23 protein-coding genes are annotated in these 24462 nt (G+C 63.8%); 10 read left to right on the top strand and 13 right to left on the bottom strand.

Features of this window, described 5'->3' with window-relative positions:
• Positions 1-186: 186 nt before the first annotated feature.
• The 4 genes from IB277_RS26300 to IB277_RS26285 all read left to right on the top strand — a co-directional run bounded on the left by IB277_RS26300 (position 187) and on the right by IB277_RS26285 (position 7118).
• Positions 187-2844 (top strand): DNA translocase FtsK, encoded by a 2658-nt coding sequence (locus tag IB277_RS26300; protein WP_110818896.1) that lies wholly within the window; start codon positions 187-189, stop codon positions 2842-2844.
• A gap of 206 nt (positions 2845-3050) precedes the next feature.
• Positions 3051-3713, top strand: coding sequence for an outer membrane lipoprotein carrier protein LolA (locus IB277_RS26295; RefSeq protein WP_034803111.1), 663 nt, complete (start codon positions 3051-3053; stop codon positions 3711-3713).
• 180 nt (positions 3714-3893) lie between these two features.
• On the top strand, positions 3894-4700 hold the full coding sequence (locus IB277_RS26290; protein WP_060611217.1) for an exodeoxyribonuclease III: 807 nt from the start codon (positions 3894-3896) through the stop codon (positions 4698-4700).
• Between the two features lie 234 nt (positions 4701-4934).
• Positions 4935-7118, top strand: a complete 2184-nt coding sequence (locus IB277_RS26285; protein WP_090295265.1) for a TonB-dependent siderophore receptor — start codon at positions 4935-4937, stop codon at positions 7116-7118.
• 19 nt (positions 7119-7137) lie between these two features.
• Here the strand turns inward: IB277_RS26285 and IB277_RS26280 are convergent, their stop codons facing one another.
• On the bottom strand, positions 7138-7593 hold the full coding sequence (locus tag IB277_RS26280; RefSeq protein ID WP_034802780.1) for a cyclic nucleotide-binding domain-containing protein: 456 nt from the start codon (positions 7591-7593) through the stop codon (positions 7138-7140).
• A gap of 123 nt (positions 7594-7716) precedes the next feature.
• On the bottom strand, positions 7717-8400 hold the full coding sequence (locus IB277_RS26275; RefSeq protein WP_034802783.1) for a response regulator transcription factor: 684 nt from the start codon (positions 8398-8400) through the stop codon (positions 7717-7719).
• Between the two features lie 143 nt (positions 8401-8543).
• On the opposite strand from IB277_RS26275, the gene IB277_RS26270 reads away from it, so the two are divergent.
• The gene (locus IB277_RS26270; RefSeq protein WP_090295264.1) at positions 8544-9092 is read left to right on the top strand and encodes a L,D-transpeptidase; all 549 of its coding nucleotides are present in this window, start codon (positions 8544-8546) and stop codon (positions 9090-9092) included.
• Positions 9093-9110: 18 nt separating this feature from the next.
• Here IB277_RS26270 and IB277_RS26265 read toward each other — a convergent pair whose 3' ends face one another.
• The 5 genes from IB277_RS26265 to rplS form a co-directional block, all read right to left on the bottom strand.
• The gene (locus IB277_RS26265) at positions 9111-9647 is read right to left on the bottom strand and encodes a histidine phosphatase family protein (RefSeq protein ID WP_034802788.1); all 537 of its coding nucleotides are present in this window, start codon (positions 9645-9647) and stop codon (positions 9111-9113) included.
• Positions 9648-9778: 131 nt separating this feature from the next.
• Entirely contained in the window at positions 9779-11188 is a 1410-nt protein-coding gene (gene leuC, locus IB277_RS26260; RefSeq protein ID WP_060521449.1) for a 3-isopropylmalate dehydratase large subunit, read from the bottom strand.
• 243 nt (positions 11189-11431) lie between these two features.
• Positions 11432-12253: an amino acid ABC transporter permease gene (locus IB277_RS26255; protein ID WP_060521450.1), complete on the bottom strand. Its 822-nt coding sequence runs from the start codon at positions 12251-12253 to the stop codon at positions 11432-11434.
• Between the two features lie 9 nt (positions 12254-12262).
• Positions 12263-13072, bottom strand: coding sequence for a transporter substrate-binding domain-containing protein (locus IB277_RS26250; RefSeq protein ID WP_034802798.1), 810 nt, complete (start codon positions 13070-13072; stop codon positions 12263-12265).
• 126 nt (positions 13073-13198) lie between these two features.
• The gene (rplS, locus tag IB277_RS26245) at positions 13199-13717 is read right to left on the bottom strand and encodes a 50S ribosomal protein L19 (RefSeq protein ID WP_043625625.1); all 519 of its coding nucleotides are present in this window, start codon (positions 13715-13717) and stop codon (positions 13199-13201) included.
• Between the two features lie 327 nt (positions 13718-14044).
• Between rplS and IB277_RS26240 the strand changes: the two genes are divergently transcribed.
• Positions 14045-14791 carry a sulfite exporter TauE/SafE family protein gene (locus IB277_RS26240; protein WP_060521571.1) on the top strand — a complete coding sequence of 249 codons (747 nt, stop codon included), beginning with the start codon at positions 14045-14047 and terminating at the stop codon, positions 14789-14791.
• On the opposite strand, the gene trmD is transcribed toward IB277_RS26240, so the two are convergent.
• From trmD to IB277_RS26210, 6 genes are all read right to left on the bottom strand, one after another.
• Positions 14773-15465, bottom strand: a complete 693-nt coding sequence (trmD, locus tag IB277_RS26235) for a tRNA (guanosine(37)-N1)-methyltransferase TrmD (protein WP_060521572.1) — start codon at positions 15463-15465, stop codon at positions 14773-14775. The two genes, IB277_RS26240 and trmD, sit on opposite strands and share 19 nt — an antisense overlap.
• 11 nt (positions 15466-15476) lie before the next feature.
• Complete coding sequence (gene rimM, locus IB277_RS26230) at positions 15477-16040, bottom strand: ribosome maturation factor RimM (RefSeq protein WP_034803120.1); 564 nt, start codon at positions 16038-16040, stop codon at positions 15477-15479.
• A gap of 145 nt (positions 16041-16185) precedes the next feature.
• Positions 16186-16548: a 30S ribosomal protein S16 gene (gene rpsP / locus IB277_RS26225; RefSeq protein ID WP_060521452.1), complete on the bottom strand. Its 363-nt coding sequence runs from the start codon at positions 16546-16548 to the stop codon at positions 16186-16188.
• 37 nt (positions 16549-16585) lie between these two features.
• Positions 16586-16921, bottom strand: coding sequence for a chorismate mutase (locus IB277_RS26220; protein WP_034802805.1), 336 nt, complete (start codon positions 16919-16921; stop codon positions 16586-16588).
• A 14-nt stretch (positions 16922-16935) separates the two neighbouring features.
• Positions 16936-18501: a signal recognition particle protein gene (gene ffh, locus IB277_RS26215; protein ID WP_090295262.1), complete on the bottom strand. Its 1566-nt coding sequence runs from the start codon at positions 18499-18501 to the stop codon at positions 16936-16938.
• Between the two features lie 255 nt (positions 18502-18756).
• The gene (locus IB277_RS26210) at positions 18757-19239 is read right to left on the bottom strand and encodes a MarR family winged helix-turn-helix transcriptional regulator (protein ID WP_090295261.1); all 483 of its coding nucleotides are present in this window, start codon (positions 19237-19239) and stop codon (positions 18757-18759) included.
• Between the two features lie 78 nt (positions 19240-19317).
• Here IB277_RS26210 and IB277_RS26205 point away from each other — a divergent pair, with 78 nt between their 5' ends.
• The 4 genes from IB277_RS26205 to ftsY all read left to right on the top strand — a co-directional run bounded on the left by IB277_RS26205 (position 19318) and on the right by ftsY (position 24439).
• Positions 19318-20331 (top strand): MBL fold metallo-hydrolase, encoded by a 1014-nt coding sequence (locus IB277_RS26205; RefSeq protein ID WP_034802812.1) that lies wholly within the window; start codon positions 19318-19320, stop codon positions 20329-20331.
• 92 nt (positions 20332-20423) lie between these two features.
• The gene (dapF, locus tag IB277_RS26200) at positions 20424-21335 is read left to right on the top strand and encodes a diaminopimelate epimerase (protein ID WP_110818917.1); all 912 of its coding nucleotides are present in this window, start codon (positions 20424-20426) and stop codon (positions 21333-21335) included.
• Positions 21332-22606, top strand: coding sequence for a tRNA (N(6)-L-threonylcarbamoyladenosine(37)-C(2))-methylthiotransferase MtaB (mtaB, locus tag IB277_RS26195; protein ID WP_090295259.1), 1275 nt, complete (start codon positions 21332-21334; stop codon positions 22604-22606). The genes dapF and mtaB overlap by 4 nt, the downstream gene beginning before the upstream one ends.
• A gap of 18 nt (positions 22607-22624) precedes the next feature.
• Positions 22625-24439: a signal recognition particle-docking protein FtsY gene (gene ftsY / locus IB277_RS26190; protein ID WP_090295258.1), complete on the top strand. Its 1815-nt coding sequence runs from the start codon at positions 22625-22627 to the stop codon at positions 24437-24439.
• Positions 24440-24462: the final 23 nt, after the last annotated feature.

Below are 24462 nucleotides of genomic sequence, written 5' to 3'. Positions count from 1 at the left end.
CGCCCCACGCGGATCGCCCTTGGCCCGGATCGGAAGCTCCGGGCCTTTTTTCGTGCCGATCGGTCCGGCTGCGACTGCTATTTTAGCGCCAACTACGCATGGTTAATGTCGCATTAACCGTACACCGCTTAGGTTGATTCCATGGCGCGCAATGCGCCGTGAAGATCGAGACGGGCAGCAGGCAACATGAGCAGAAGCAATCCGGCAGCGCTTGACAGCCGTTCCAACCGGTTCGTGCTAACCACCTTCGTTTGGCGACAGATCGCGTCGCTGGCGGGCTTTGCGCTGTTCGGCGCATTGGCGCTGGCCGTCGCAGCGCTCTCGACATGGAACGTCGCCGATCCCAGCTTCTCCTACGCCACGTCACAAGCGCCGACCAACGTGCTCGGTTACACGGGTGCTGCCTTTGCCGACATCTTCATGCAGTTCTTCGGGCTGGCCAGCGTCGTCGCCCTCCTGCCGGCCGTCGCCTGGGCCCTGGTGCTGATCGGCGGCAAACGTTTCGACAAGGTCTTCAAGCGCCTCGGTCTCTGGTTCGTCGGCTCGGTGCTTGCCGGCGCAGCACTCAGCTGTGTTCCCGCCCCCATCACCTGGCCGCTGCCCAACGGCCTTGGAGGCGTCTTCGGCGACATGATCCTGCGCTTCCCCGCGCTCTTTACCGGCGCCTTCCCGACCGGCACGCTTGCGACCATTCTTGCCTGCATCTTCGCCGTCCCCGCCGCCTGGTGCCTGGTCTATAGCGCCGGCCTGATCGGCGTCAGCGACGAGGAGGAGGAAGAGGAAATTGCCGAGCCGACGCCGAGCAAGGCGCGCACCGTGCGCGACGAACTGGACGAGGACGACAGCGAAGGTCCCTTCACCCTGCTGATGGGCTCTTTTGCCCATATGCGCTACACCATGCACGCGCGCATGCGCCGCATTTTCGGCATGAGCGGCACCCGCGCCACGCCCAAGCGCCAGTACGACGAACCCTATGATTTCAACAACGACGAGTTCGGCACGCTGAACGAACCCGCCCGGCCGAAGCCGCTGGCCGCCGGCGACCGCATCGAGCCCTCGCTCGACCGCTCCGAGCGCCGCATCCTCACCCCGCCGCCGATCATGGCCGACGACGAGGATGACGACCTGCCCTTCGACATTGACGAGCGCCGCCCCGCCGGCATTCTGCCTGACGACGAAGACTACGATGCAGCCGCCGACTGGGCGCCGAAGGCGGCACCGCCGAAGCAGGGCCTGCCCAAGGGCGGCTCGCGCGTTTCGACGCCTGCTCCTCGCCCGAAGACGGGCCAGCGCGTCGAGCGCGAAGCCCAGCGCTCCTTCGTCGACGACAACGATGGCGACTTCACGCTGCCGCCGATGCATTTCCTTGCCGAGCCGAAAAACGTCGGTCGCGACGCCTCGCTCTCGCCCGATGCGCTGGAGCAGAACGCCCGCATGCTCGAAGGCGTGCTTGAAGATTTCGGTGTCAAGGGCGAGATCATCCACGTTCGCCCTGGCCCGGTCGTTACCCTCTACGAACTGGAACCGGCGCCGGGCATCAAGTCCTCCCGCGTCATCGGCCTTGCCGACGACATCGCCCGCTCGATGAGCGCGATCGCCGCGCGCGTCGCCGTCGTTCCCGGCCGCAACGCCATCGGCATCGAACTGCCGAACCAGCGGCGCGAAACCGTCTATCTGCGCGAACTCATCGGCTCGCGCGATTTCGAGACCTCCAAGGCCCGCCTTGCCATGGCGCTCGGCAAGACGATCGGCGGCGAGCCCGTCGTCGCCGATCTCGCCAAGATGCCGCATCTGCTCGTCGCCGGCACCACCGGTTCGGGCAAATCGGTCGCGATCAATACCATGATCCTGTCGCTGCTCTATCGGCTGAGCCCCGATCAGTGCCGCCTCATCATGATCGACCCGAAGATGCTCGAACTTTCCGTCTATGACGGCATCCCGCACCTGCTTTCGCCGGTTGTGACCGACCCCAAGAAGGCGGTCGTCGCACTGAAGTGGACGGTGCGCGAGATGGAAGAGCGCTACAAGAAGATGTCGAAGATCGGCGTGCGCAACATCGACGGCTTCAACAGCCGCGTCGAGCAGGCGCTTGCCAAGGGCGAACAGATCACCCGCACGGTGCAGACCGGCTTCGACCGCCAGACCGGCGAAGCCATGTACGAGACGGAAGAATTCGATCTGGCGCCAATGCCCTACATCGTCGTCATCATCGACGAAATGGCCGACCTGATGATGGTCGCCGGCAAGGACATCGAGGGCGCAGTGCAGCGGCTCGCCCAGATGGCCCGCGCCGCCGGCATCCATGTCATCATGGCGACGCAGCGCCCCTCGGTCGACGTCATCACCGGCACGATCAAGGCCAACTTCCCGACCCGCATCTCGTTCCAGGTGACCTCGAAGATCGACAGCCGCACCATCCTTGGCGAACAGGGCGCCGAACAGCTGCTCGGCATGGGCGACATGCTCTACATGGCCGGCGGCGGCCGCATCCAGCGCGTCCACGGCCCCTTCGTCTCCGACACCGAGGTCGAAGAAGTCGTCGCCTACCTGAAGACGCAAGGCGTACCGCAATATCTCGATGCCATCACCGAGGATGACGACGAGGATGGCGAGGGCGGCGGCCCGGCCGGCACCTCCAATCTCGCCGATTCCGACGATCCTTACGACCAGGCGGTTGCGGTCGTCCTGCGCGACGGCAAGGCCTCGACTTCCTACGTGCAGCGTCGCCTCGGGATCGGTTACAATCGTGCCGCATCGCTGATCGAGCGCATGGAGCAGGAAGGCATCATCGGCCCGGCGAACCACGCCGGCAAACGCGAGATCCTCGTTCCGACCGAAGAGTAAGTCACCGGACGACAGGGCAATTCCCGCAGATTCGCGTGAGGCGAATGCATTGATAGAAAAGACGCCCGGCGGATGCGGGCAGAGGCCCTGCATAAAGGGTCAAACCGGTAACAGTCATGTGAGAGCGCGAGCGAAAAAGCTCGAAAATGGCGCCTTGAAGGCGCCGCACTTGCGCTCCAGATGATTCGTAAATGAAGGAGACCGAGATGACAGAGACTAAGACTGGCGAGCGCAACCACCCGGTGATGTCGCGCCGCCTCTTCGTGTGCGGGCTTGCGGCACTTGGCGGCATCGGCGGCACCGGTCTCGACCTCGGCCAGGCCTTTGCCCAGGCCCCGAGCGCTGCCCAGAAGATCGCCGACCATTTCTCCTCGGTGAAGACCATGGCCGGCGAATTCGTCCAGTTCGGCCCGCGCGGCGAGCAGACCGGCGGCAAATTCTATATCCGCCGCCCCGGCCGCATCCGCTTCAACTACGAGGCCCCCTCGCCGATGCGCGTCATCGCCGACGGCAAGTCCGTCGTCATCGGCAACATGAAGCTCAAGACCTGGGACATCTATCCGCTGTCGAAGACTCCGCTCAACCTGCTGCTCAGCGAGAGGATCGACCTGACCGGCAAGATGGTGCGCGACGTCAAGGAAGAGTCCGACCTCATCACCATCGTGCTTGGCGACCGTTCGATCTTCGGCGATTCGACCATCACCATGATGTTCGACCCGAAGACCTACGATCTGCGCCAGTGGACCATCACCGACGCGCAGAAGAAGGACACCTCGGTCATGATCTTCAATGTCAAGACCGGTATGGCGCTGGACGACAAGGTCTTCCAGATCCCCTATGACGAGGTCCGCAACAAGCGCGGCGGCTGAGCGACATCATGCGCCAAGCCGACCTTCGCGCGTCCATAGGACGCGCGGTTTTTAGTGCGGCCTCGTTCAGGCATTCCTTGTCCCGGCGCGCCGGACCTGCTTAAAGCTCGGGTCAAACATCCATCCCGAGCCGGCCTTCCCTTCGCGAGCGTCCGGCCCCAGCCGATCAGGGAATGACGCATGGCCCTTTCCGTCGCCACTTGGAACATCAACTCCGTTCGCCTGCGCATGCCGCTGGTCGAGCATCTGCTGCAGACTTGGCAGCCTGACATCCTCTGCCTGCAGGAAACCAAGTGCCCGAACGACCAGTTTCCCTCCAAGCCCCTGAAGGCGCTCGGCTACAATCATATCGAGATGCACGGCCAGAAGGGCTATCACGGCGTGGCGACGATCTCGCGCCTGCCGCTGCATGAGCTTAGCGATCGCCGCGACTATTGCGGCATCGGCGACGCCCGCCATCTCTCGGTCGTTTTCGAAGCCGGCGGCAAGAAGATCCGGCTGCATAATTTCTACGTGCCTGCCGGCGGCGACGAGCCGGACCGCACCATCAATCCGAAATTCGGCCACAAGCTCGATTTCGTCGAGGAGATGAAGCTGCTGCACGCCGAAGCCGAAGCCGGCATTTCCTCGATCCTCGTCGGCGACCTCAATATCGCGCCGCTGGAAGACGACGTCTGGTCGCACAAGCAGCTCCTGAAGATCGTCAGCCATACGCCGGTCGAAACCGAGGGGCTGACCACGGTCATGAACGGCGGCGGCTGGGTCGACCTGATGCGCCAGCACACGCCATCCCCGACCAAGCTTTACACCTGGTGGAGCTACCGGGCGAAGGACTGGGAAGCTGCCGACCGTGGCCGCCGGCTCGACCATATCTGGTCGTCCGCCGACCTCGCGCCGGCGCTCAAAAACGTCGATATCCTGCGGGAAGCGCGCGGCTGGGAGCGCCCCTCAGACCACGTGCCCGTCATCGCGCACTTCGACATCTAGGACGTCATTTTCTGGGCGGCGGCACGCGCCTTCGGCGCCCGCCGTTCCATCAAGAAAAACATGACTAAAAGAATCATATTTTTCTTGATGCGCATTTCCAAACGGACTATCCCTCTTGTCGGGCGGCGGGGACACCGCCTCCGATGGCCGCTCAGCCGTCGTTTTCACTGATATTCGGGTGCTTTGCTCTGGCTTTGGCCGGAGGGTTTTCGTGCGCCCGCAAGAGGGCCAGAGATGCCAAAGACCTTGCCGACCACCTTCCTGCGCGCCTCGCGCCGCGCGCTGTCCGCGACCACCGTGCTCGCCGCAAGCGCTGTCGCCGTGATCCTTTCGCCGACAGCGACCCATGCGCAATCGGCCGAAAGCCAGAAGACCACCCGTCTGGAAAAGATAGAAGCGACGGCCGGCAAGGCAGCTGCGACGATCGCCGAGGATAACGACACGATCGTGCCGACACGCAACGTCTCGGCGCTGAAGACCGACACCCCGCTGATCGAAACGCCCCGCTCGGTCTCGGTGGTCACGCGCAAGGAGCTCGAAGAACGCGGCGTGCAGGACATGATCCAGGCAACGCGTTATGCCGCCGGCGTCACGACCGGCGCCTTCGGCTTCGATCCGCGTTTCGACCAGATCTATATCCGCGGCTTCGAGACGACGACGACCGGCGATTTCCGTGACGGCCTGCGCCAGCCCTACATGAACTACGGCACCTTCCCGACGGAGGTCTACGGCCTCGAGCGGATCGAGATCCTGAAAGGTCCGGTCTCGGTCATGTACGGTGCTGCCGGCGCCGGCGGCATCGTCAACCGCATCTCGAAGATGCCGGAGGAGGAGCCCCACCGCGAGGTCGAGCTGCAATATGGCACGATCGGTCGCGCCCAGGCCGCCTTCGATGTCGGCGGACCGGTAACGGCTGACGGCGACGTCCTCTATCGCATCGTCGGGCTTCTGCGAAACGGCGAGACCAACTACGACGTTGCCGACGATCGTTACCTGCTGCAGCCCTCCTTCACCTGGAAGCCGGACGAAGGCACGTCGTTGACGGTCTACGGCCTGGGGCAGAAGGGCGAAAGCGACGCCAGCCCGCGGGTGCTCGAGCATGAGGGCCGGCTGCTGCGCTACAGCGACCCGGACTATGACTACCAGAAGGTCGGGCAGGTCCAGGCCGGTTACAAGTTCGAGCACGAGTTCGACAACGGCCTGACCTTTCGCCAGCACGGCCGCGTCAGCGATCTGGACCTCAAGGCCCGTTACCTGCAGTTCGGGACGGAGGTCGCGCCCGGCGTCTTTGACCGCTCGCCCGTCGCCATCAAGGACGACCAGCGCGCCTACCAGATCGACAACCAGCTCGAAGCCAACTTCGACACCGGTGCGGCCTCGCACACACTGCTGACCGGCCTCGATTACACCTGGATCACCTCGGACTTCGGCCTCGGCTTCGGCGCCGTCGATCCGGCCTATCGCTTCGATCTCAACAACCCGACCTTCGGCGTCGGCGGTCCGACGCCAGCACTTACCAGCTTCAGCGGGCGGGACCTGCGGCAGACGGGCATCTATGTCCAGGATCAGCTGGAGGTAGGCAACTGGCGCGCCATTGGTGGCCTTCGCTACGACTGGGTCGACCAGACCAGCACCAACAAGAACACCGGCGTCGTCGATCGCAAGGACGATGGCGAGCTCACCGGACAGGCCGGCCTGCTCTACCTCTTCGACAACGGCATCGCGCCCTATGCCAGCTACAGCACCTCCTTCGTGCCGCGCACAGAGCTTTCGGCCGATGGCCGCGTGCTCGATCCGACGACCGGCGAGCAGGTCGAACTGGGCGTGAAGTACCATCCGGAAGGCGAAGCCTATTCACTGAGCGCGGCCTATTACCGGATCGTCGAAAGCGGCGCGCCGCAATACGTGTCCGACCCGTCCCTTCCCGTCGGCTACTACTACAAGTCGGCCGGCGAGGTGACGACCAATGGTTTCGAGGTGGAAGGACGCCGGGAGTTCGACAACGGCCTGAGCTTCATCGCCGCCTACAACTACAACGACGCTGAAATCACCGGAAACGTCGATCCGTCGCTGATCGGCAACGTGCCGTCGACGAAGCCGCGCCATGTCGCATCGCTGTGGGTGAACTATCTTTTGCCCGAAGACACGCAGCTTGCGGGCCTCAGCCTCGGCGGCGGCGTACGGCTGGCGTCAAGCTCCTACACGTCCGATGCCAACACCGCCAAGAACGGCGGCGCCGTCTATTTCGACGCCTCGATCGCCTACGACTTCGGCGTCAAGAATCCCGAACTCGACGGACTGTCGCTCGCCGTCAGCGCTACCAATCTCGGCGATCGCCGCGAAGAGGTCTGCACCGATGGCTACTGCTATTTCGGCCAGGGCCGCACCGTGCTCGGTTCGCTGAAGTATCGGTGGTAGCGGGAAACCGTAGCGCGGTTCAAGCAAAACGGCCGGCGAGCGCGCCGGCCCGGCGGATCATCGCCTGCAGGTTTTCGCGGATGCGCGCTTCGACGAGCTCGGCCACTTCAGGATATTCCTCCAGCATGCGGCGGAAGAGCGGCCGATTGATGCGAATGACTTCGCTGTCTTCCTCGGCCGTTGCCGTGAACTTACGCTCGACCATCGAGATCAGCGCCAGTTCCGACAGAAGCGCTCCGCGACTGACGGTCGAGACCGTCGTCTCAGAACCGTCGAAACCGGCCTTCGACAGGGACAAGCTGCCGCTGGCGATCGCATAGGCGCAATCGGCCGGCGCCCCCTCGCGAAACAGCTCCTGTCCCTTGAAGATGCGGCGCCGCTCCGCGCCGAAGGCGATCAGCCTCAGCTTGTCCTCGCTGATATCGGCAAACAGCGGCACGTTGGACAGAAGCACGATATCGTCGTTGAGCGCCAAGCGGCTAACCTCCCACGGTCACGCCAGTGCCGGTCCCGATGGACCGGATCGCGCACGCGACCGATGCAAACAACAGTCTACGGAGAACGCGCGAGAAGTGGTTTGCCACCCTGCGCACCCCGGCTACGGAACGATCTTGTAGCCGCCGTTCTCTGTCACCAAAATCTCGGCATTGGAAGGGTCCCGCTCGATTTTCTGGCGCAGACGATAGACGTGGGTTTCGAGCGTGTGGGTGGTCACGCCGGAATTGTAGCCCCAGACTTCTTCCAAGAGCACGTCGCGCGTCACCACCTTCTGGTCGGCGCGGTAGAGATAGCGGATGATCGCCGCTTCCTTTTCGGTAAGCCGGATCTTCTGGCCGTTTTCGAGCGTCAGCAGCTTCTGGCTCGGCTTGAACGTGTAGGGCCCGACGCTGAAGGTTGCGTCCTCGCTCTGCTCGTGCTGGCGCAGCTGCGCGCGGATGCGGGCGAGCAGTACGGCGAAACGGAACGGCTTCGTCACATAGTCGTTGGCGCCGGCCTCAAGGCCGAGAATCGTATCGGAATCGGTGTCGTGGCCGGTCAGCATGATGATCGGCGCCTTGAAGCCGCCCTTGCGCAGCAGCTTCACCGCTTCGCGACCGTCCATGTCCGGCAGGCCGACATCCATGATCAACAGGTCCACCTGCTGGGCACGCGCCGTCTGGATGCCCTTGCCGGCAGTCGCTTCCTGGATGAGGTCGAATTCCTCGTAGAGCGAGAGCTGCTCGACCAGGGTCTCGCGCAGGTCATTGTCGTCATCGACAAGAAGAATGGTACGGGTCGCCATGGGACAATTCCTGTTTGCTTCCGTTTTCAAACTAGCTCAAATGCCTGTGTTGGCAAGCGAACCAGCGTTGCTACCTCTTTATATCCGTAACCGTGCTTATGGTGCCCCCCAAATCACGGGCAAAGCAAAAATCCGTGAGAATGATGCTCAAGAAAACGTCGGGAAGAAGACCAGCCAAATCTGTCATCACCGTGCGCGCCGCACCGCGCGATCGCAAGCGAGCACTTGTCTCGTTCGACGGCCGCGTCGAGCACGCCGCCATCGGGCGAAGTGGCATTACCAGCCTGAAGCGCGAGGGCGATGGCGCCACGCCACGCGCCGCGATGAAGCTGATCGGCGGCTATGTCAGGCGCGACCGCCTCCTCCTGCCGCCGACGCCGCTGCCGACCCGGACGACGCGCACGGGCATGCTGTGGTGCGACGCGACGCGCCACGCGCTCTACAATCGTCCGGTCAAGGCACCCTTCCAGCCGAGCCATGAGGAATTAATGCGTGACGACGGGCTCTACGACATCTGCCTGGTGATGGACTGGAACCTGCTCGCGCGCCGGCGAAATGCCGGTTCGGCGATCTTCTTTCACCTGATCCGGCCGGGCTACGAGCCGACGCAGGGCTGCGTCGCCGTCAGCCTGCCGGCGATGCGTCGGCTGATCCCGCATATGCGCCGCGGCACCGTCGTGAAGGTAATCTGACCTCGACGTCCGATCGGCTCAATCGAGCGAACGCGGCGTCACGAAGCGCGCGAGCCTGGCCCCGCCGGACAGAAGCTCACGCCAGCCAGTCGCTTCGAATTCAAGGACGGCAAGCGCCGCCGTCGGAAACTTGTCCGCCATGCGCATACGCAGATCCGCATCGCCAGAGCCGACGAGTTCATGCGCCAGGTCCTCCATGCCGGGATTGTGGCCGACGATCAGCAGCGTCCTGATAGCCGGGTCGGTTGCACGAAGCACGCTGAGGATCTGGGCGGCCTCCACCTCATAGATCGCCCGGGTGTTTTCGACCGTGATGCCGGGCGGCAAGGCAGCGGCTACCAGTGTCCAGGTCTCCTGCGCCCGTTTCGCGGTCGAGACGAGGGCGAGATCCGGCACGAGCGCATGCCGAGCCATATAGCCCCCCATCAGTGGCGCCGCCTTGCGGCCTCGCTCGCCGAGCGGTCGGTTGATGTCGGCAACGCCGTCCGGCCAGGCGGACTTGGCATGGCGCAACAGCAGCAGACGGTAGCGTTGCACAGGCAGATCGTCGCTCATCCCATCATTCTCCCCAAGGTGCCTCGGCCCGCACAGCTTAACCCATTTCAGGCGCGCGGGCGGGGAGAGCGCCAAATAAAAAAGGCCGCCCCGAAGGGCGGCCATTGACGCCGGAAAAGCTCAGACCCGGCCTATTTCCATTCGCGGATATCGACGAAATGACCCGCGACCGCAGCGGCTGCCGCCATCGCCGGCGAGACCAGATGCGTGCGGCCCTTGAAGCCCTGACGGCCCTCGAAGTTGCGGTTCGATGTGGAGGCGCAACGCTCGCCGGGCTTCAGCCGGTCGTCGTTCATCGCCAGGCACATGGAGCAGCCCGGCTCGCGCCAGTCGAAGCCCGCTTCGCGGAAGATCTTGTCGAGGCCTTCGGCCTCGGCCTGTTCCTTCACGAGGCCGGATCCCGGAACGATCATCGCCGAAACGGTCGAGGCGACCTTGCGGCCTTCGACCACCTCGGCCACGGCCCGGAGGTCCTCGATGCGGCCGTTGGTGCACGACCCGATGAAGACGCGGTCAACGGCGATGTCGGTGATCTTCGTGCCCGGCTTCAGGCCCATATAGTCGAGCGCGCGCCACTTGGAGGCCCGCTTGTTCTCTTCCTGGATCTCATCCGGATTGGGAACGATGCCCTGAACCGAGATGACATCTTCCGGCGACGAGCCCCAGGAGACGATCGGCGGCAGGTTGGCAGCGTCGAGCACGACGACGCGATCGTAATGCGCACCCTCGTCCGTGTGCAGCGTCTTCCAGTAGTCGAGCGCCATGTCCCAGGCCTTGCCCTTCGGTGCGCGCGGCTTGTCCTTGATATAGGCGAACGTCGTTTCGTCAGGCGCGATCAGGCCGGCGCGGGCGCCGCCTTCGATCGTCATGTTGCAGATGGTCATGCGGCCTTCCATCGACAGCGAGCGGATCGCTTCGCCGGCAAACTCGATGACGTGGCCGGTGCCGCCGGCAGTGCCGATCTCGCCGATGATGGCGAGGATGATGTCCTTGGCGGTGACGCCCGGCGGCAGCTGGCCGTCGACGCGCACCAGCATGTTCTTCGCCTTCTTCTGGATCAGCGTCTGGGTCGCGAGCACGTGCTCGACTTCCGACGTGCCGATGCCGTGGGCCAGCGAACCGAAGGCGCCATGCGTCGAGGTGTGGCTGTCACCGCACACGATGGTCATGCCCGGCAGGGTGAAGCCCTGCTCGGGGCCGACGATGTGCACGATGCCCTGGCGCTTGTCGTTTTCCGAGTAGTATTCGACGCCGAAGTCGGCGGCGTTCTTGGCGAGCGCCTCGACCTGGATGCGGCTTTCCTCGTTCTTGATGCCGAGGTGACGGTCGGCCGAAGTCGGAACATTGTGGTCGACGACAGCGAGCGTCTTTTCAGGCGCACGGACCTTGCGGCCGGCCATGCGCAGACCTTCGAAGGCCTGCGGACTCGTCACTTCGTGAACGAGGTGACGGTCGATGTAGAGAAGACAGGTGCCGTCGTCCTGTGCGTTGACCAGGTGATCATCCCAGATCTTGTCATAGAGGGTACGCGGTGCGCTCATGGCGGTATATCCATCGAGTTTTCAAAAAAAGTAGGAAAGCCGGCGGCAAGGCGGCCGGAAGCACTGATCAGGAGATCAGGATAGGCGGCTTGTAAGCGCCCCGTGGACGCGCGCAAAGAAGCGTGCCGGCAGGCGCTTGTGGTCCTGCAGCACGACGATTTTCTGCTCGCTACATCCGAATTTGGATTCCATGGCCGTGTTCATATCAATTTTCTGACAGGTCGGCAATTGCTGGAAACGGACTCAGCGCTGCTCCGCGCGCCTGAGCCGCCGCTCCAGCCCCCGCAATCCCAGCGACAGACCGATGGTCAGCACGAGATAGACATAGGCAACGATCGAATAGGTCTCGAAGAAGCGAAAGGAGCCGGAGGCATAGACCTTGCCCATCTGCGTGATGTCGGCGACGCCGAGCACCGAGACGAGCGAACTGTCCTTGACCATGGCGATAAAGTCGTTGCCAAGCGGCGGCAGGATCACGCGGATCGCCTGCGGAAAGATGACGAGACGAAAGCGCTGGTAGCGTGAAAGCCCGAGCGCCTTGGCGGCTTCGACCTGCCCCTTGTCTACCGAGAGGATACCCGCCCGGAACACTTCGGCGATGAACGCAGAATAGCCGATCATCAGCGCTAGGATCGCCCGCCACATCAATGAGATGTCGCGCACGACAACCGGCTCCATCCAGCCGGCGCTGATCAGCGGTGCTGAGATGAAATTGGCCGCGACGACGAGCCCCGGCGCGCCGACGAAGGCAATGTAGAACAGAAGCACCAGGATCGGCACGCCGCGGATGACTTCCGTATAGAAGCGGGCGATCTGCCGAAGGGACGAGTGCTCGGAGAGCGCCATCAGCGCGATGCCGAGGCCGAGCGTCGTCGCCAGCACGAAGCCCATGAGGGTCACGAAGACGGTGACGCCAAGGCCCTTGAAGACGACGGTGAAGACTTCCGAGAAGATGTCATTGCTGATGATCACGGCGGCGAGCGCCACAGCGATCACAACAAGGGCGACCAACCACCAGGGATAGTCGCCCTTGCCGGACATGTCTGAAGATTGTGGAGCGGCCATAGCCTGCTATCAGCCGCCCATCTTGTATTCGAGGAACCACTTCTTATCGAGGGCGTCGAAGGTACCGTCTTCCTTCAGCGCCTTGATCGCGGCGTTGACCGGAGCCACGAGATCCGAGCCCTTCGGGAAGATGAAGCCGAAATCCTCGGTGCCGAGCGGCCCACCGACGACCTTGAGCTTGCCTTCGGAGGAATCGACATAGCCCTTGGCGGCGACGCTATCGGTCAGGACCACATCGACGTCGCCGGCCTTCAGCGCCTGAACGGTCGCGCCGAAGGTCTCAAACAGCTTGATGCGCGGGTTCTGCTCGTTGCCGTCGAGCATTTCGTAGACGGCGGTGTAGAACGGCGAGGTACCCGGCTGTGCGCCGACGAGACCGTCGGCAAAGGCGCCGAAGCTCTTGCCATCGTTGAAGCGGGCCTCGTCGCTGCGCACCAGCATGAACTGCTGCGAGCGCATGTAGGGGTCCGAGAAATCGACCTTTTCCTTGCGGTCGTCCTTGATGGTGATGCCCGTCATGCCGATCTGGTACTGACCGTCATGCACCGCCTGGATCATCGCGTCCCAACTGGTGTTCTGGTATTCGACCTTGAAATTCAACCGCTTGGCGATCTCGTTCATCGCGTCGTACTCCCAGCCCTTGGCTTCGCCGGACTTCGGATCGACAAACTGCAGCGGCGGGTAGGCGTTCTCCGTGACGACGACGACCGTCTTGCCGCCGAGGTCAGGCAGGTCGGCGGCCAGCGCCGGTGCAGAAAACGCAAAAGGTGCTGCAAGTGCGGCTGCGATGCCCGCAAGCACGTGGCGACGGATTGTCATTGGAGGAGCTCCCGAAAAGTGTGGCAGCGGAAAATGTCACAAATTCCGTCGAAAAGACAAGCGGATAGTACCAAAAAAGAAAGGCGGCCGAGGCCGCCTTTCCAACAATCCCTAGGGATTGAAATGTTATTCTGCTGCGGCTTCCGCTGCTGCCTTTGCTTCGGCGGCTTCGGCTGCTGCCTTCTCGGCGGCGAGCGCCTGAGCTGCTGCAACCTTTTCAGCCTCGATGCGTGCCTTTTCCTCGGCAATCGCCTGACGCTCGGCTTCGTTCAGCTTGCGGGCGCGCGTGCCGGTGTTCTCTACGATACGAGCCGACTTACCGCGACGGTCGCGCAGGTAGTAGAGCTTGGCGCGACGGACCTTACCGCGGCGAACCACTTCGACGCTCTCGACGAGCGGAGAGTAAACCGGGAATACGCGCTCGACGCCTTCGCCGTAGGAGATCTTGCGAACGGTGAAGCTTTCGTTGATGCCGCCGCCCGAACGAGCGATGCAAACGCCTTCATAGGCCTGGACGCGGGTACGGTTGCCTTCGACAACGCGGACGTTGACGCGGAGCGTGTCGCCTGCGGAGAATTCCGGGAGCGTGCGCTTGGCGGCGATCTTGGCGGCCTGTTCGGCTTCCAGCTGCTGGATGATGTTCATCGGTCTAACCTTTCAAGTTCTTCTGAAACAGCCAGAGCGCTCTCGATGAACCTGTCGGGCCAGCCTTCAGGTCTTGCCGGATACCGGCAGGAGCGGATTCGCCATTCTTTGTTTTGGTCGACGGGCATGGAACCCGAACCGGGGCGGCACTTACACCAATCGCACTGCCTTGTCATCCCCGAAGGCCATAATTTCTAAGGCATCCGCGCCAGGAAAGCCGAATTTATCAGAAAATACGCAAACACGCGCGTGATGATTGTCCGATGCAACGGACTTGCGGCCGGCACAACCACCGGCTATCCCGAGCATGAGGGGTCGGGGGAGACCATGAACATCTTCGAAATACTCATGCTGTTTGCGGCCGGCTTCCTGTCCGGCGTCGTCAATGCCATTGCCGGCGGCGGAACGTTCCTGACCTTCGGGGCGATGACGCTTGGCGGTCTCTCGCCAATCGTCGCCAACGCGACCTCGTCGATCATCCAGTTTCCAGGCTACATCACCTCGGCGCTCGCCTATGCCAAGGAGATCCGCGCCGACAAGCGCTATGCGATCCTGCTCGGCGTCATCTCCGCACTTGGCGGTCTGGCCGGCGCGCTGCTGCTCATCTCGCTCTCCAATGCCTCCTTCCGCGCGCTTGTGCCCTGGCTGCTGCTGGCGGCAACGGCGATCTTCGCTGCCGGGCCGCTCCTGAAGCCTAAGGCCCGCGTCGACGAGCATGCGATCAATCCGGTCGGCATCGGCGCCCAGTTCGTCACCTCCATTTACGGCGGCTTCTTCGGCGCCGGCATGGGCATCATGATGCTGGCAGTGCTGGGGCTTGCGACCGGCGGCGGCTATCACCGGCTGAACGCGCTCAAGAACTTCATCTCGATCGTTATTGCCGCGATCGCCATCGTCGTCTTTGCCGCCGGCGGGGTCGTGTCCTGGCTGCACGCGGCAATCATGGTGCCAGGGGCCGCCCTTGGCGGCTACAGCGGCGTCTGGGCAGCAAGACGCGTGCCGCAGGCGGTCATCCGCGCGCTGGTCGTCGCCGTCGGCCTGCTGCTTGCCGCCTATTACTTCTTCACGGGCTGATTAAGAAGATCGGGCCGGCGCTCGGCGGTCAGCCGCCGCGCCTCCGCCTCGCGCCATTTGGCAATGGCGCCGTGATTGCCCGAGGTCAGCACTGCCGGGATTTCGCGGCCTTCGAAGACCTGTGGGCGGGTGTAGTGCGGATGCTCGAGCAGCCCGCCTTCGAAGCTCTCATGCACACCCGAAAGCTCGTTGCCCATGACACCCGGCAGAATGCGCACCACGGCATCGAGCAGCGTGAGGGCCGCCGGCTCGCCGCCCGAAAGAATATAGTCGCCGATCGAAACCTCTTCGAGGCCGCGGGCGTCGATCACCCGCTGATCGACACCTTCGAAGCGTCCGCAAACGATGACGACGCCGGGGCCGGCGGCGAGTTCACGCACCCGCTCCTGTGTCAGCGGTCGGCCACGCGGGCTCATCAGCAATCGCGGCCGATCGTCGTTCTCCGAGACACGATCGATCGCGCGCGCGAGCACATCCGGCTTAAGCACCATGCCGGCGCCGCCGCCAGCCGGCGTGTCGTCGACAGTGCGATGCTTGTCCTCGGCGAAATCACGGATCTGCACCGGCTCGATCGACCACTGGCCACGCTCGAGCGCCTTGCCGGAAAGCGAGGCGCCGAGATGGCCCGGAAACATTTCGGGATAGAGCGTCAGGATGGTCGCGCGAAACGTCATGGCCGCAATGCTCACTTGCGCTTCGCGGAAAACGGACTACCCGGATCCTGGTCCTTGTCGTCGGTCAGGCCGGCCGCAACCGGATCGACCAGCAGCCGCCCCGCTTCCAGATCGATCTCCAGCACCGACCATTCGGTAAACGGGATCAGCACCGGACGTCGGCCTGGCCCCTTCAGCTCAAGGAGATCGCCGGCGCCGAAATCGAAGACACCGCTGACCTTGCCGTAGCTCGTGCCATTGCCGTCGATCGCTTCCAGGCCCTCGAGATCGGCATAGAAGAACTCGTCCTCGTCGAGATCGTCGTCGGGCAGGTTGTCGCGCTCGATGAACAGGTCGAGACCGTTGAGCGCCTCGGCGGCATTGCGGTCATTGACGCCGCGAAAGCGAACGATGACCACGTTTTTCGCCTCGCGAATCTCCAGCACCTCGAACACACGGCCGTCTGCGCTGTGCAGATTGCCATACTCGCCGAGCGCCGTCGGATCATCGGTAAAGGACTTGACCCTGACCTCGCCGCGCAGGCCCTGCGCCGCGCCAATCGTCGCCATCAGAACCGGGTTTTCGAGTTTGCTCATCGTCCGCGTCCGTTTCGGTATATCTCGGTGCAAATAACGGAAAACGGGCGGCATGGAAATGCCACCCGTTTCCTTAAGTCACGGCCAGCCGGAGAGCTGCGTCGGCAGATGACCGCCGATCACTCTCCGGACCGTTCGCCGGCTGTTATTCAGCAGCAGCAGCAGCGGCGTCTTCAGCCTTCTGCTTGGCTTCAGCAGCGCGCTCCTGAGCCTTCTTGCCCGGGGCACCCTTGGTCGGGTTGTTGCGAGCCGGGCGCTTTGCGAGACCGGCCTGGTCGAGGAAGCGCAGAACGCGGTCGGTCGGCTGGGCGCCCTGGGCGATCCAGTGGTTGACGCGCTCGGCGTCGAGCTCGACGCGCTTTTCGTCGTCCTTGCCGAGCATCGGGTTCCACGAGCCGATCTTCTCGAGGAAGCGGCCGTCACGCGGGCTGCGGGCGTCGGCAACGACGATCTGGTAGTAAGGACGCTTCTTGGAACCGCCACGGGCGAGACGAATTTTCAGTGCCATTTGAGTAACTCCTTGCAGGCTTTCTTGACCGCTTGGTTCAAGCGGAATGGTTTGTGCCGGCGTTGCCCGCGGAATGCGAGCGATCGGCGGCGATGGCTTCATGATGCCGGATGACTTCCTTGATGATGAAGTTCAGGAACTTCTCGGCGAAATCCGGATCCAGATTGGCATCCTTGGCCAGGCGGCGCAGGCGTTCGATCTGGTATTCTTCGCGCGCCGGGTCGGCCGGCGGCAGTTCGTGCTTGGCTTTCAGAACGCCGACTGCCTGGGTGCAGCGGAAGCGTTCAGCCAGCATGTGGACGAGCGCGGCATCGATATTGTCGATCGACTGCCGGTAGCCCGCCAATTCCTTTTTGATTTCGGGATCAATCATCTTTTAAGCGATCCTCACTTCTTCTTCGGCAGGCCGGGAAGGCCGGGGAAGCCGCCACCAAGACCCGGAAGCTTGGCGCCGCCCAGACCTGGCAGGCCACCGCCGCCAAGGCCCGGCATACCGCCCGGCTTCAGACCGGCGGCTTCCGCCTGCTTCTGCAGGGCTTCGAGCTGCTTCGGGTCGAGCTTCGAGAGATCAGGCATGCCGCCGCCACCGAGGCCGCCAAGGCCCATCTTGTTGGCAAGGCCGCCCATCATCTGCTTCATCATGCCGCCTTTGCCCTTACCGCCCATCATCTTCATCATGTCCGCCATCTGGCGGTGCATCTTCAGAAGCTTGTTGATGTCGGCGGCATCGGTGCCGGAACCGGCGGCGATGCGCTTCTTGCGCGAGTGCTTGAGCAGATCCGGGTTGGCGCGCTCGGCCTTGGTCATCGACGAAATGATGGCGAGCTGGCGCTTGAACAGGCTGTCGTCGAGGCCGGCCGCGGCCATCTTGTCCTTCATGCCGGCCATGCCGGGCATCAGGCCCATGATGCCGCCCATGCCGCCCATCTTCTGCATCTGGCCGAGCTGGTCTGCGAGGTCGTTCAGGTCGAACTTGCCCTTGGCCATCTTGGCGGCCATGGCAGCCGCCTTCTCGGCGTCGATGTTCTCGGCAGCCTTCTCGACGAGCGAGACGATGTCGCCCATGCCGAGGATACGGTCGGCGACGCGGCGGGGGTGGAACTCTTCGAGTTCGCCCATCTTTTCGCCGACGCCGATGAGCTTGATCGGCTTGCCGGTGACCGCACGCATCGACAGCGCTGCACCGCCACGGCCGTCGCCGTCCATACGGGTGAGCACCAGGCCGGTGATGCCGACGCGTTCGTCGAAGTTGCGGGCGAGGTTGACGGCGTCCTGACCGGTCAGCGCATCTGCCACGAGCAGGATTTCATGCGGATTGGACTTCCGCTTGATCTCCGCCATCTCGATCATCAGCGGCTCGTCGATATGGGTACGGCCCGCCGTGTCGAGAATGACGACGTCGTGGCCGCCGAGCTTGGCAGCCTGAACGGCGCGCGCAGCGATATCGGTCGGCGACTGGCCGGCAATAACAGGCAACGTGTCGACGCCGGTCTGCACGCCGAGCTGGCGAAGCTGCTCCTGGGCTGCCGGACGACGCGTGTCGAGCGATGCCATCAGGACCTTCTTCTTGTCCCTGGCCTTCATCCGGCTGGCGATCTTGCCGGTGGTCGTCGTCTTACCGGAGCCCTGCAGACCGACCATCATGATGACGACCGGCGCCGGCGCATTGAGGTCGATCGTGACGCCCTCGGAGCCGAGCATCTCGACGAGCTGATCATGGACGATCTTGACGACCATCTGGCCGGGCTTGATCGACTTCAGGATCTCGGCGCCGACGGCCTTTTCACGAACCTTTTCGGTGAAGGAGCGCACGACGTCGAGCGCGACGTCGGCTTCGAGCAGCGCACGGCGAACCTCGCGGAGCGCAGCGGAAACATCGGCTTCCGACAATGCGCCGCGGCCGGTCAGTCCATTCAATATGGAACCAAGGCGGTCCTGGAGGCTCTCGAACATTCTCACTTCCTTCTGGTTTCCGGTGGCGATCAACTCGCCGGAAACGTGGGTTCCTTCGCGCAGAAAACAAGGCGCAAAGCCAAAAACCACCCGAGGGCGCCACGCGCTGTCGGGTGTTGACCTCCGGGTTCTCTTTATACCTCTACGGGACCCGGTCGGTGGCTTCGAAGACTTGAGCTTGCGAAGGAATTGGCGCGGATAAACAGGAAAGCGCGGCAAAAGTCAAGGACGGCAGGCAAATGAGGCGCTTTCGGCTCAGAGCGCCCCGTCCTTGCCGGCGTCGTCGAGTTCGCCGGCCAGCTGCTCGAAGGCGGTCGACACCCGCGTCATCACCCGAAGTGCGGCCACCACTTCGGTCTGGTTGATATCGCCGAGCAGGGCATGCAGCAACTCCACCTCGCGGCGATGGATTTCCGCGAACAGATCACGCCCGGCCGCCGTCGGCGCGCAAAGATAGGCGCTGCGGTGTTCCGGGTTCGGCCGTCTTTCCAGCAACGTCTTGTCCATCAGCCCGTTGACGACCCTGAGCACGAACTGCCGTTTCATCGACAGGCGCCGTCCGGCTTCCGGCACCGTCAGCGGCGTTTCGCAAAAAAGTTCGAGAACCGCCCGCTCCGCCACTGATATGCCGGCACCATCGAGCATATGTTCTGCCGAGCGCTGCATATTGAGATGGATGGAGCGGACCAGCTTCAGGGTCTTGTAGAGACGTTCTTGCGGGTCGAATCGAACGAGCATGGAACCACGATAGCAATCCAGTTGCTGTCTTCAAGAATTTATTAAACCTTGACCTTTCAACCAAGGCGAACCGCCCGGATGAAGACACGCAATCCCTATTACCAAGGTCCCGTCACCGATCATTTCGACGGCACCAGGTTCTTCAATCCCGACGGCAAACCGCCCAAGGGCGCGGCAGATCTCCTGCGCTGGCAGTTCGGCAGCGGTAAGGTGCGCTGGCCCGCGCACAATCCAAGCCCGTTCGCGCCGGTGAAGCCTGAACTCAGCGTCGAAGGCGATCGCCTGCGCGTGACGATGGTCGGACACGCGACGCTGCTCATCCAGGTGCATGGGCTCAACATTCTCACCGACCCCGTCTGGTCGCATCGCGCCAGCCCGTTTGCCTTTGCCGGCCCGCAGCGCCGCAACGCGCCCGGCATCGAACTCGACGACCTGCCGCCGATCGACATCGTGCTCGTCACCCACAATCACTACGACCACCTCGATGTCGAGACGCTGGCAGCCCTTCACGAGGAACATGCTCCCCGCATCGTCACGCCGCTCGGCAACGACACGATCATCCGCCGCGCCGTTCCCGACGTCGAGATCGACGTGGTCGACTGGGGCGACCAGCTCGATTGCGGCGATGACGTCATTCTTCACGCCGAGCCCTGCCACCACTGGTCGGCGCGCGGCTCGCGCGACCGGCGCATGGCGCTCTGGGCCGCCTTCGTCGTGGAGACGCCGGCCGGCAAGATCTACCACGTCGGCGATACCGGCTTTCACGACGGCATCAACTATCGCGCCGCCCGCGAAAAACACGGCGCCTTCCGCCTCGCCAACCTGCCCTTCGGGGCCTACGAGCCGCGCTGGTTCATGCAGGACCAGCACCAGAACCCGGAGGAAGCCGTGCGCGGCATGGTCGATTGCGCCGCCGCCCATGTCGCCGGCCACCATTGGGGTACGTTTCGCCTGACCGACGAAGGCGTCGAAGAGCCGCGACAGGCGCTGGAACGGGCGCTCGATGCGGCGGGCATCGCCCGCAGCCGCTTCCGGCCGCTTCGCCCCGGCGAAATCTTCGATGTACCGACCGGCGGCGAGGGAGCCGAATAAAGGCGGCACTGGTATTTTCCGGGCTTTTCCGCCATATACAGCCCGAATGAAGGATGGCCCGCCCGGAGCGGGCCCGTTTGGACAATCGCGACATGACCGACAACGTGCAATTTGCCAGGATGAACGGGCTTGGAAACAAGATCCTCGTCGTTGACATGCGCGGTCGGAAGGATCGGGTGACGCCGGCCGCTGCGATCGCGCTCAATGCCGATCCGGCAACCGCCTTCGACCAGATCATGGCGATCCACGACCCCAAGGCTCAGGGCACCGACGCCTGGATCGATATCGTCAATTGCGACGGCTCCATGGCCCAGGCCTGCGGCAACGGCACGCGCTGCGTCGTCCAGGCACTGGCCGCCGAAACCGGCAAGAAGGCCTTCACCTTCCAGACCATTGCAGGCATCCTCAACGCCATCGAGCATGAGGACGGCACGATCTCGGTCGACATGGGCAAGCCGGTCTTTGCCTGGGACAAGATCCCGCTTGCCGAGGAATTTGCCGATACGAGCCGCATCGAACTGCAGATCGGACCGATCGACAATCCCGTCCTGCACTCGCCCTCGGCCATGTCGATGGGCAATCCGCACGCCGTCTTCTGGGTCGACAAGGACCCGATGTCCTTCGATCTCGATCGTTTCGGCCCGCTGCTCGAAAACCATCCGATGTTTCCCGAGCGCGCCAACATCACGCTGGCGCAGGTGCTTTCGCCCTCGTCGCTGCGCACCCGCACCTGGGAACGCGGCGCCGGGTTGACGCTTGCCTGCGGCTCGGCGGCTTGCGCGGCTGCGGTCAGCGCCGCGCGCACCGGCCGCACCGGCCGCAAGGTGGTGATCGACGTCGCATCAGCCCCTGCCCCGGCAAAGCTCACGATCGAATGGCGTGAGCACGACGATCATGTCGTCATGACGGGACCTGCCGAATGGGAATGGTCCGGCACGCTGAACCCGACGACCGGAACCTGGCAGCGCGACGAGGCCGAAGCGGGCGGAGCCCGGGCGCGTTGAGCGGCGTCGAGGTCATAACCTTCGGCTGCCGTCTCAATACCTACGAATCCGAAGTGATGCGGGCGGAAGCCGAAAAGGCGGGGCTGAACAACGCCATCCTCGTCAACACCTGCGCCGTCACCGGCGAGGCCGTGCGCCAGGCGCGCCAGGCGATCCGCCGTGCCCGGCGCGACAATCCGCATGCCCGCATCATCGTCACCGGCTGCGCCGCCCAGACCGAAAAAGAGACCTTCGCCGAAATGGTCGAGGTCGACGCCGTGCTCGGCAACGAGGAGAAGCTGAAGAGCGCCTCCTATCGTTCACTGCCGGATTTCGGCGTCTCGGCTGAAGAAAAGCTGCGGGTCAACGACATCATGAGCGTGCGCGCCACCGCACCGCAGATGGTCAAGCACATCGATGGCCACGTGCGCGCCTTCATCCAGGTGCAGAACGGCTGCGACCACCGCTGCACCTTCTGCATCATCCCCTATGGCCGCGGCAATTCCCGCTCCGTGCCGATGGGCGCCGTCGTCGACCAGGCACGCAGGCTGGTTGAGAGTGGCTATTGCGAGATCGTCTTGACCGGCGTCGACGCCACCAGCTACGGCGCCGACCTGCCGGGCACGCCGACCCTCGGGCTGCTGGCGAAGACGCTTCTGAAACAGGTTCCGGAAATCCGCCGCCTGCGGCTTTCCTCGATCGACGGCATCGAGGCCGACAAACACCTCTTCGACCTGATCGCCGACGAGGCGCGCTTCATGCCGCACCTGCACCTGTCGCTGCAGCATGGCGACGACCTGATCCTGAAGCGCATGAAGCGCCGTCATTCGAGCGCCGACGCCCGCGCCTTTGCCGATCAGGTCCGGCGCTTGCGCCCCGATATCAGCCTCGGTGCCGATATGATCGCCGGCTTTCCGACCGAGACCGAAGAGATGTTCGAAAATGCCGCGAGCCTCGCCGAGGACTGCGGCATCGCGCATCTGCACGTCTTTCCCTACAGCCCGCGTCCCGGCACGCCGGCGGCACGCATGCCGCAGCTCGACCGGGCGCTCGTCAAGGATCGCGCTGCGCGGCTTCGCGCCGTCGGCGCGACGCTCTACGCCCGCCACCTCGAAGGTATGGTCGGCAGCGAGCAGACGATCCTGGTCGAGAACAACGGGCTTGCCCACACACAAAACTTCACGCTCGTCGACGCGGCTGACCTGACGCCCCGTGCGCTTGTCCCGGTCTCAATCACCGGCCACAATGGCAAGCATCTGACGATGCAGGTAAAACAGATGGCTGCGGCCTGATTTATGCGGAATTCCTGAATGGCAATGGGTTTCATCAAGAGGATCTTCACCTTCGGCAAGGGCGCGGTGGAGGAAACGAAGCCGCCGGAAGGTGTACCGGAGGAGACGATCGTCTCTGCGCCCGAAGTCGAGGCGCAACCGGAGCCGAGCGCCGAGGCGGTCGAACCGCCTGCCGCCGTTGCCGAGGCAGAGATCGTCGAAGAGAGCCCGGAAACCGCCTTCGAACCACCTGTCGACATCGAGACCCTGCCGTTGTCCGACGACGATCCGGTGCTTGAGGCCGAGATCGAGACGGCCGGTGGCCCGGCCTCCGACGACGCCGAAGAGCTGGCGCGTGACGAAGCCGCCCCGGTCGAAGCTGTGGTAACGCCGGCCGAGACTGAAGCCGCGATACCCCCCTCTGTCCCTTCGGGACATCTCCCCCTCAAGGGGAGAGAGCAGACGGAGACCGAGGCCACAGCTGAGGAAGCAACAGCTGCCACCGAGACTGCGGCGCCTGTTGCGCACAAGGCGCCTGCTCCCTCCGATGAGATCATCGTAGCCTCCCGCGAGGCCGAAATCGTCGAGAGAATCGAGGAAGCTGCTGACGATGCCGAACCCACGGCAAGCGACGTCACGACTGCCGAAGCAGACGAGGTCACGCCAACCGAAACGCTTGCTTCCGAACTCGAGAGCGAGCCCAGCGTGATCTCCGCCCCTGTGGGGGAGATGCCCGGCAGGGCAGACGGGGGTGAAGCCGCAGCCCTCCGCGAAAGCATCGAGACCGCAGAAGCCAACGCAGCAGATGCCGCCACCGACGTCGCGCCGACCGAGACAGCCGAGGCCGAGCCCACTGCTACGCCCGCTTTGCCCAAGGGCTTCTCCGCCACAGAGCGCAAGCCCAAGGAAGAACCCGTCGCCGCGCCGAAGGAAAAGCTCAGCTGGTACCAGCGCCTGCGCCGCGGCCTCGCGCGCACCTCGTCGCAACTGACCGGCCAGATCGCCAGCCTGTTTACCAAGCGCAAGCTCGACGAAGCGACGCTGCAGGATCTCGAAGACCTGTTGATCCAGGCCGACCTCGGCGTCGAAACGGCGATGCGCATCACCGACACGCTCGCCTCGGAACGCTACGGCAAGGATGTCTCGGGCGAGGACGTGTCGCGCATTATGGCCGGCGAGATCACCAAGGTGCTTTCGCCCGTCGCCAAGCCGCTGGAACTCGATCTCAGCCACAAGCCGCACGTGATCCTGGTGGTCGGCGTCAACGGCACCGGCAAGACCACGACGATCGGCAAGCTCGCCGCCAAGCTTTCCGGCGCGGGCCTGAAAGTCATGCTCGCCGCCGGTGACACCTTCCGGGCCGCAGCGATCGAGCAGCTGAAGATCTGGGCCGAGCGCACCAACTCAGAAATCGTCTCGTCCAAACTCGGCGCCGATGCCGCTGGCCTTGCCTACGAGGCTTTCCAGCAGGCGCGCGAGAAGAAGTCCGACGTCCTGATCATCGACACCGCCGGCCGCCTGCAGAACAAGGCGGAACTGATGGCCGAACTCGAAAAGATCGTGCGCGTGCTCGGCAAGCTCGATCCGGATGCGCCGCACACCGTGCTGCAGACGCTCGACGCCACCACCGGCCAGAACGCGCTGCAGCAGGTCGAGATCTTCCGCAACGTCGCCGGCGTCAGCGGGTTGATCATGACCAAGCTCGACGGCACAGCGCGCGGCGGCATCCTCGTCGCCATCTCCGCCAAGCACAAGTTGCCGGTCTATTTCATCGGCGTCGGCGAAGGGATCGACGATCTCGAGCCGTTCGAAGCCAAGGATTTTGCCGAGGCGATCGCCGGCGTTGCCGCCTGACGGGGCGATCGGGCCTGCGCGTA

This window comes from Ensifer sp. ENS07 (assembly GCF_014852185.1).
Lineage (GTDB): Bacteria > Pseudomonadota > Alphaproteobacteria > Rhizobiales > Rhizobiaceae > Ensifer > Ensifer adhaerens.
The sequence above is the reverse complement of the archived record's forward strand: the minus strand, read 5'-3'. Positions and strand labels throughout refer to the sequence as shown.

What these genes read in the sequence shown, in the direction of transcription:
- IB277_RS26220 (WP_034802805.1), bottom strand. Translation starts at nt 16,921, where the DNA reads ATGATTGATCCCGAAATCAAAAAGGAATTGGCGGGCTACCGGCAGTCG.
- IB277_RS26255 (WP_060521450.1), bottom strand. Translation starts at nt 12,253, where the DNA reads ATGGCCGCTCCACAATCTTCAGACATGTCCGGCAAGGGCGACTATCCC.
- ffh (WP_090295262.1), bottom strand. Translation starts at nt 18,501, where the DNA reads ATGTTCGAGAGCCTCCAGGACCGCCTTGGTTCCATATTGAATGGACTG.
- rpsP (WP_060521452.1), bottom strand. Translation starts at nt 16,548, where the DNA reads ATGGCACTGAAAATTCGTCTCGCCCGTGGCGGTTCCAAGAAGCGTCCT.
- IB277_RS26270 (WP_090295264.1), top strand. Translation starts at nt 8,544, where the DNA reads ATGCTCAAGAAAACGTCGGGAAGAAGACCAGCCAAATCTGTCATCACC.
- dapF (WP_110818917.1), top strand. Translation starts at nt 20,424, where the DNA reads ATGACCGACAACGTGCAATTTGCCAGGATGAACGGGCTTGGAAACAAG.
- leuC (WP_060521449.1), bottom strand. Translation starts at nt 11,188, where the DNA reads ATGAGCGCACCGCGTACCCTCTATGACAAGATCTGGGATGATCACCTG.
- IB277_RS26205 (WP_034802812.1), top strand. Translation starts at nt 19,318, where the DNA reads ATGAAGACACGCAATCCCTATTACCAAGGTCCCGTCACCGATCATTTC.
- IB277_RS26210 (WP_090295261.1), bottom strand. Translation starts at nt 19,239, where the DNA reads ATGCTCGTTCGATTCGACCCGCAAGAACGTCTCTACAAGACCCTGAAG.
- IB277_RS26265 (WP_034802788.1), bottom strand. Translation starts at nt 9,647, where the DNA reads ATGAGCGACGATCTGCCTGTGCAACGCTACCGTCTGCTGCTGTTGCGC.
- trmD (WP_060521572.1), bottom strand. Translation starts at nt 15,465, where the DNA reads ATGACGTTTCGCGCGACCATCCTGACGCTCTATCCCGAAATGTTTCCG.
- rimM (WP_034803120.1), bottom strand. Translation starts at nt 16,040, where the DNA reads ATGAGCAAACTCGAAAACCCGGTTCTGATGGCGACGATTGGCGCGGCG.
- IB277_RS26285 (WP_090295265.1), top strand. Translation starts at nt 4,935, where the DNA reads ATGCCAAAGACCTTGCCGACCACCTTCCTGCGCGCCTCGCGCCGCGCG.
- IB277_RS26295 (WP_034803111.1), top strand. Translation starts at nt 3,051, where the DNA reads ATGACAGAGACTAAGACTGGCGAGCGCAACCACCCGGTGATGTCGCGC.
- rplS (WP_043625625.1), bottom strand. Translation starts at nt 13,717, where the DNA reads ATGAACATCATCCAGCAGCTGGAAGCCGAACAGGCCGCCAAGATCGCC.
- IB277_RS26275 (WP_034802783.1), bottom strand. Translation starts at nt 8,400, where the DNA reads ATGGCGACCCGTACCATTCTTCTTGTCGATGACGACAATGACCTGCGC.
- IB277_RS26250 (WP_034802798.1), bottom strand. Translation starts at nt 13,072, where the DNA reads ATGACAATCCGTCGCCACGTGCTTGCGGGCATCGCAGCCGCACTTGCA.
- ftsY (WP_090295258.1), top strand. Translation starts at nt 22,625, where the DNA reads ATGGCAATGGGTTTCATCAAGAGGATCTTCACCTTCGGCAAGGGCGCG.
- IB277_RS26240 (WP_060521571.1), top strand. Translation starts at nt 14,045, where the DNA reads ATGAACATCTTCGAAATACTCATGCTGTTTGCGGCCGGCTTCCTGTCC.
- IB277_RS26300 (WP_110818896.1), top strand. Translation starts at nt 187, where the DNA reads ATGAGCAGAAGCAATCCGGCAGCGCTTGACAGCCGTTCCAACCGGTTC.
- IB277_RS26290 (WP_060611217.1), top strand. Translation starts at nt 3,894, where the DNA reads ATGGCCCTTTCCGTCGCCACTTGGAACATCAACTCCGTTCGCCTGCGC.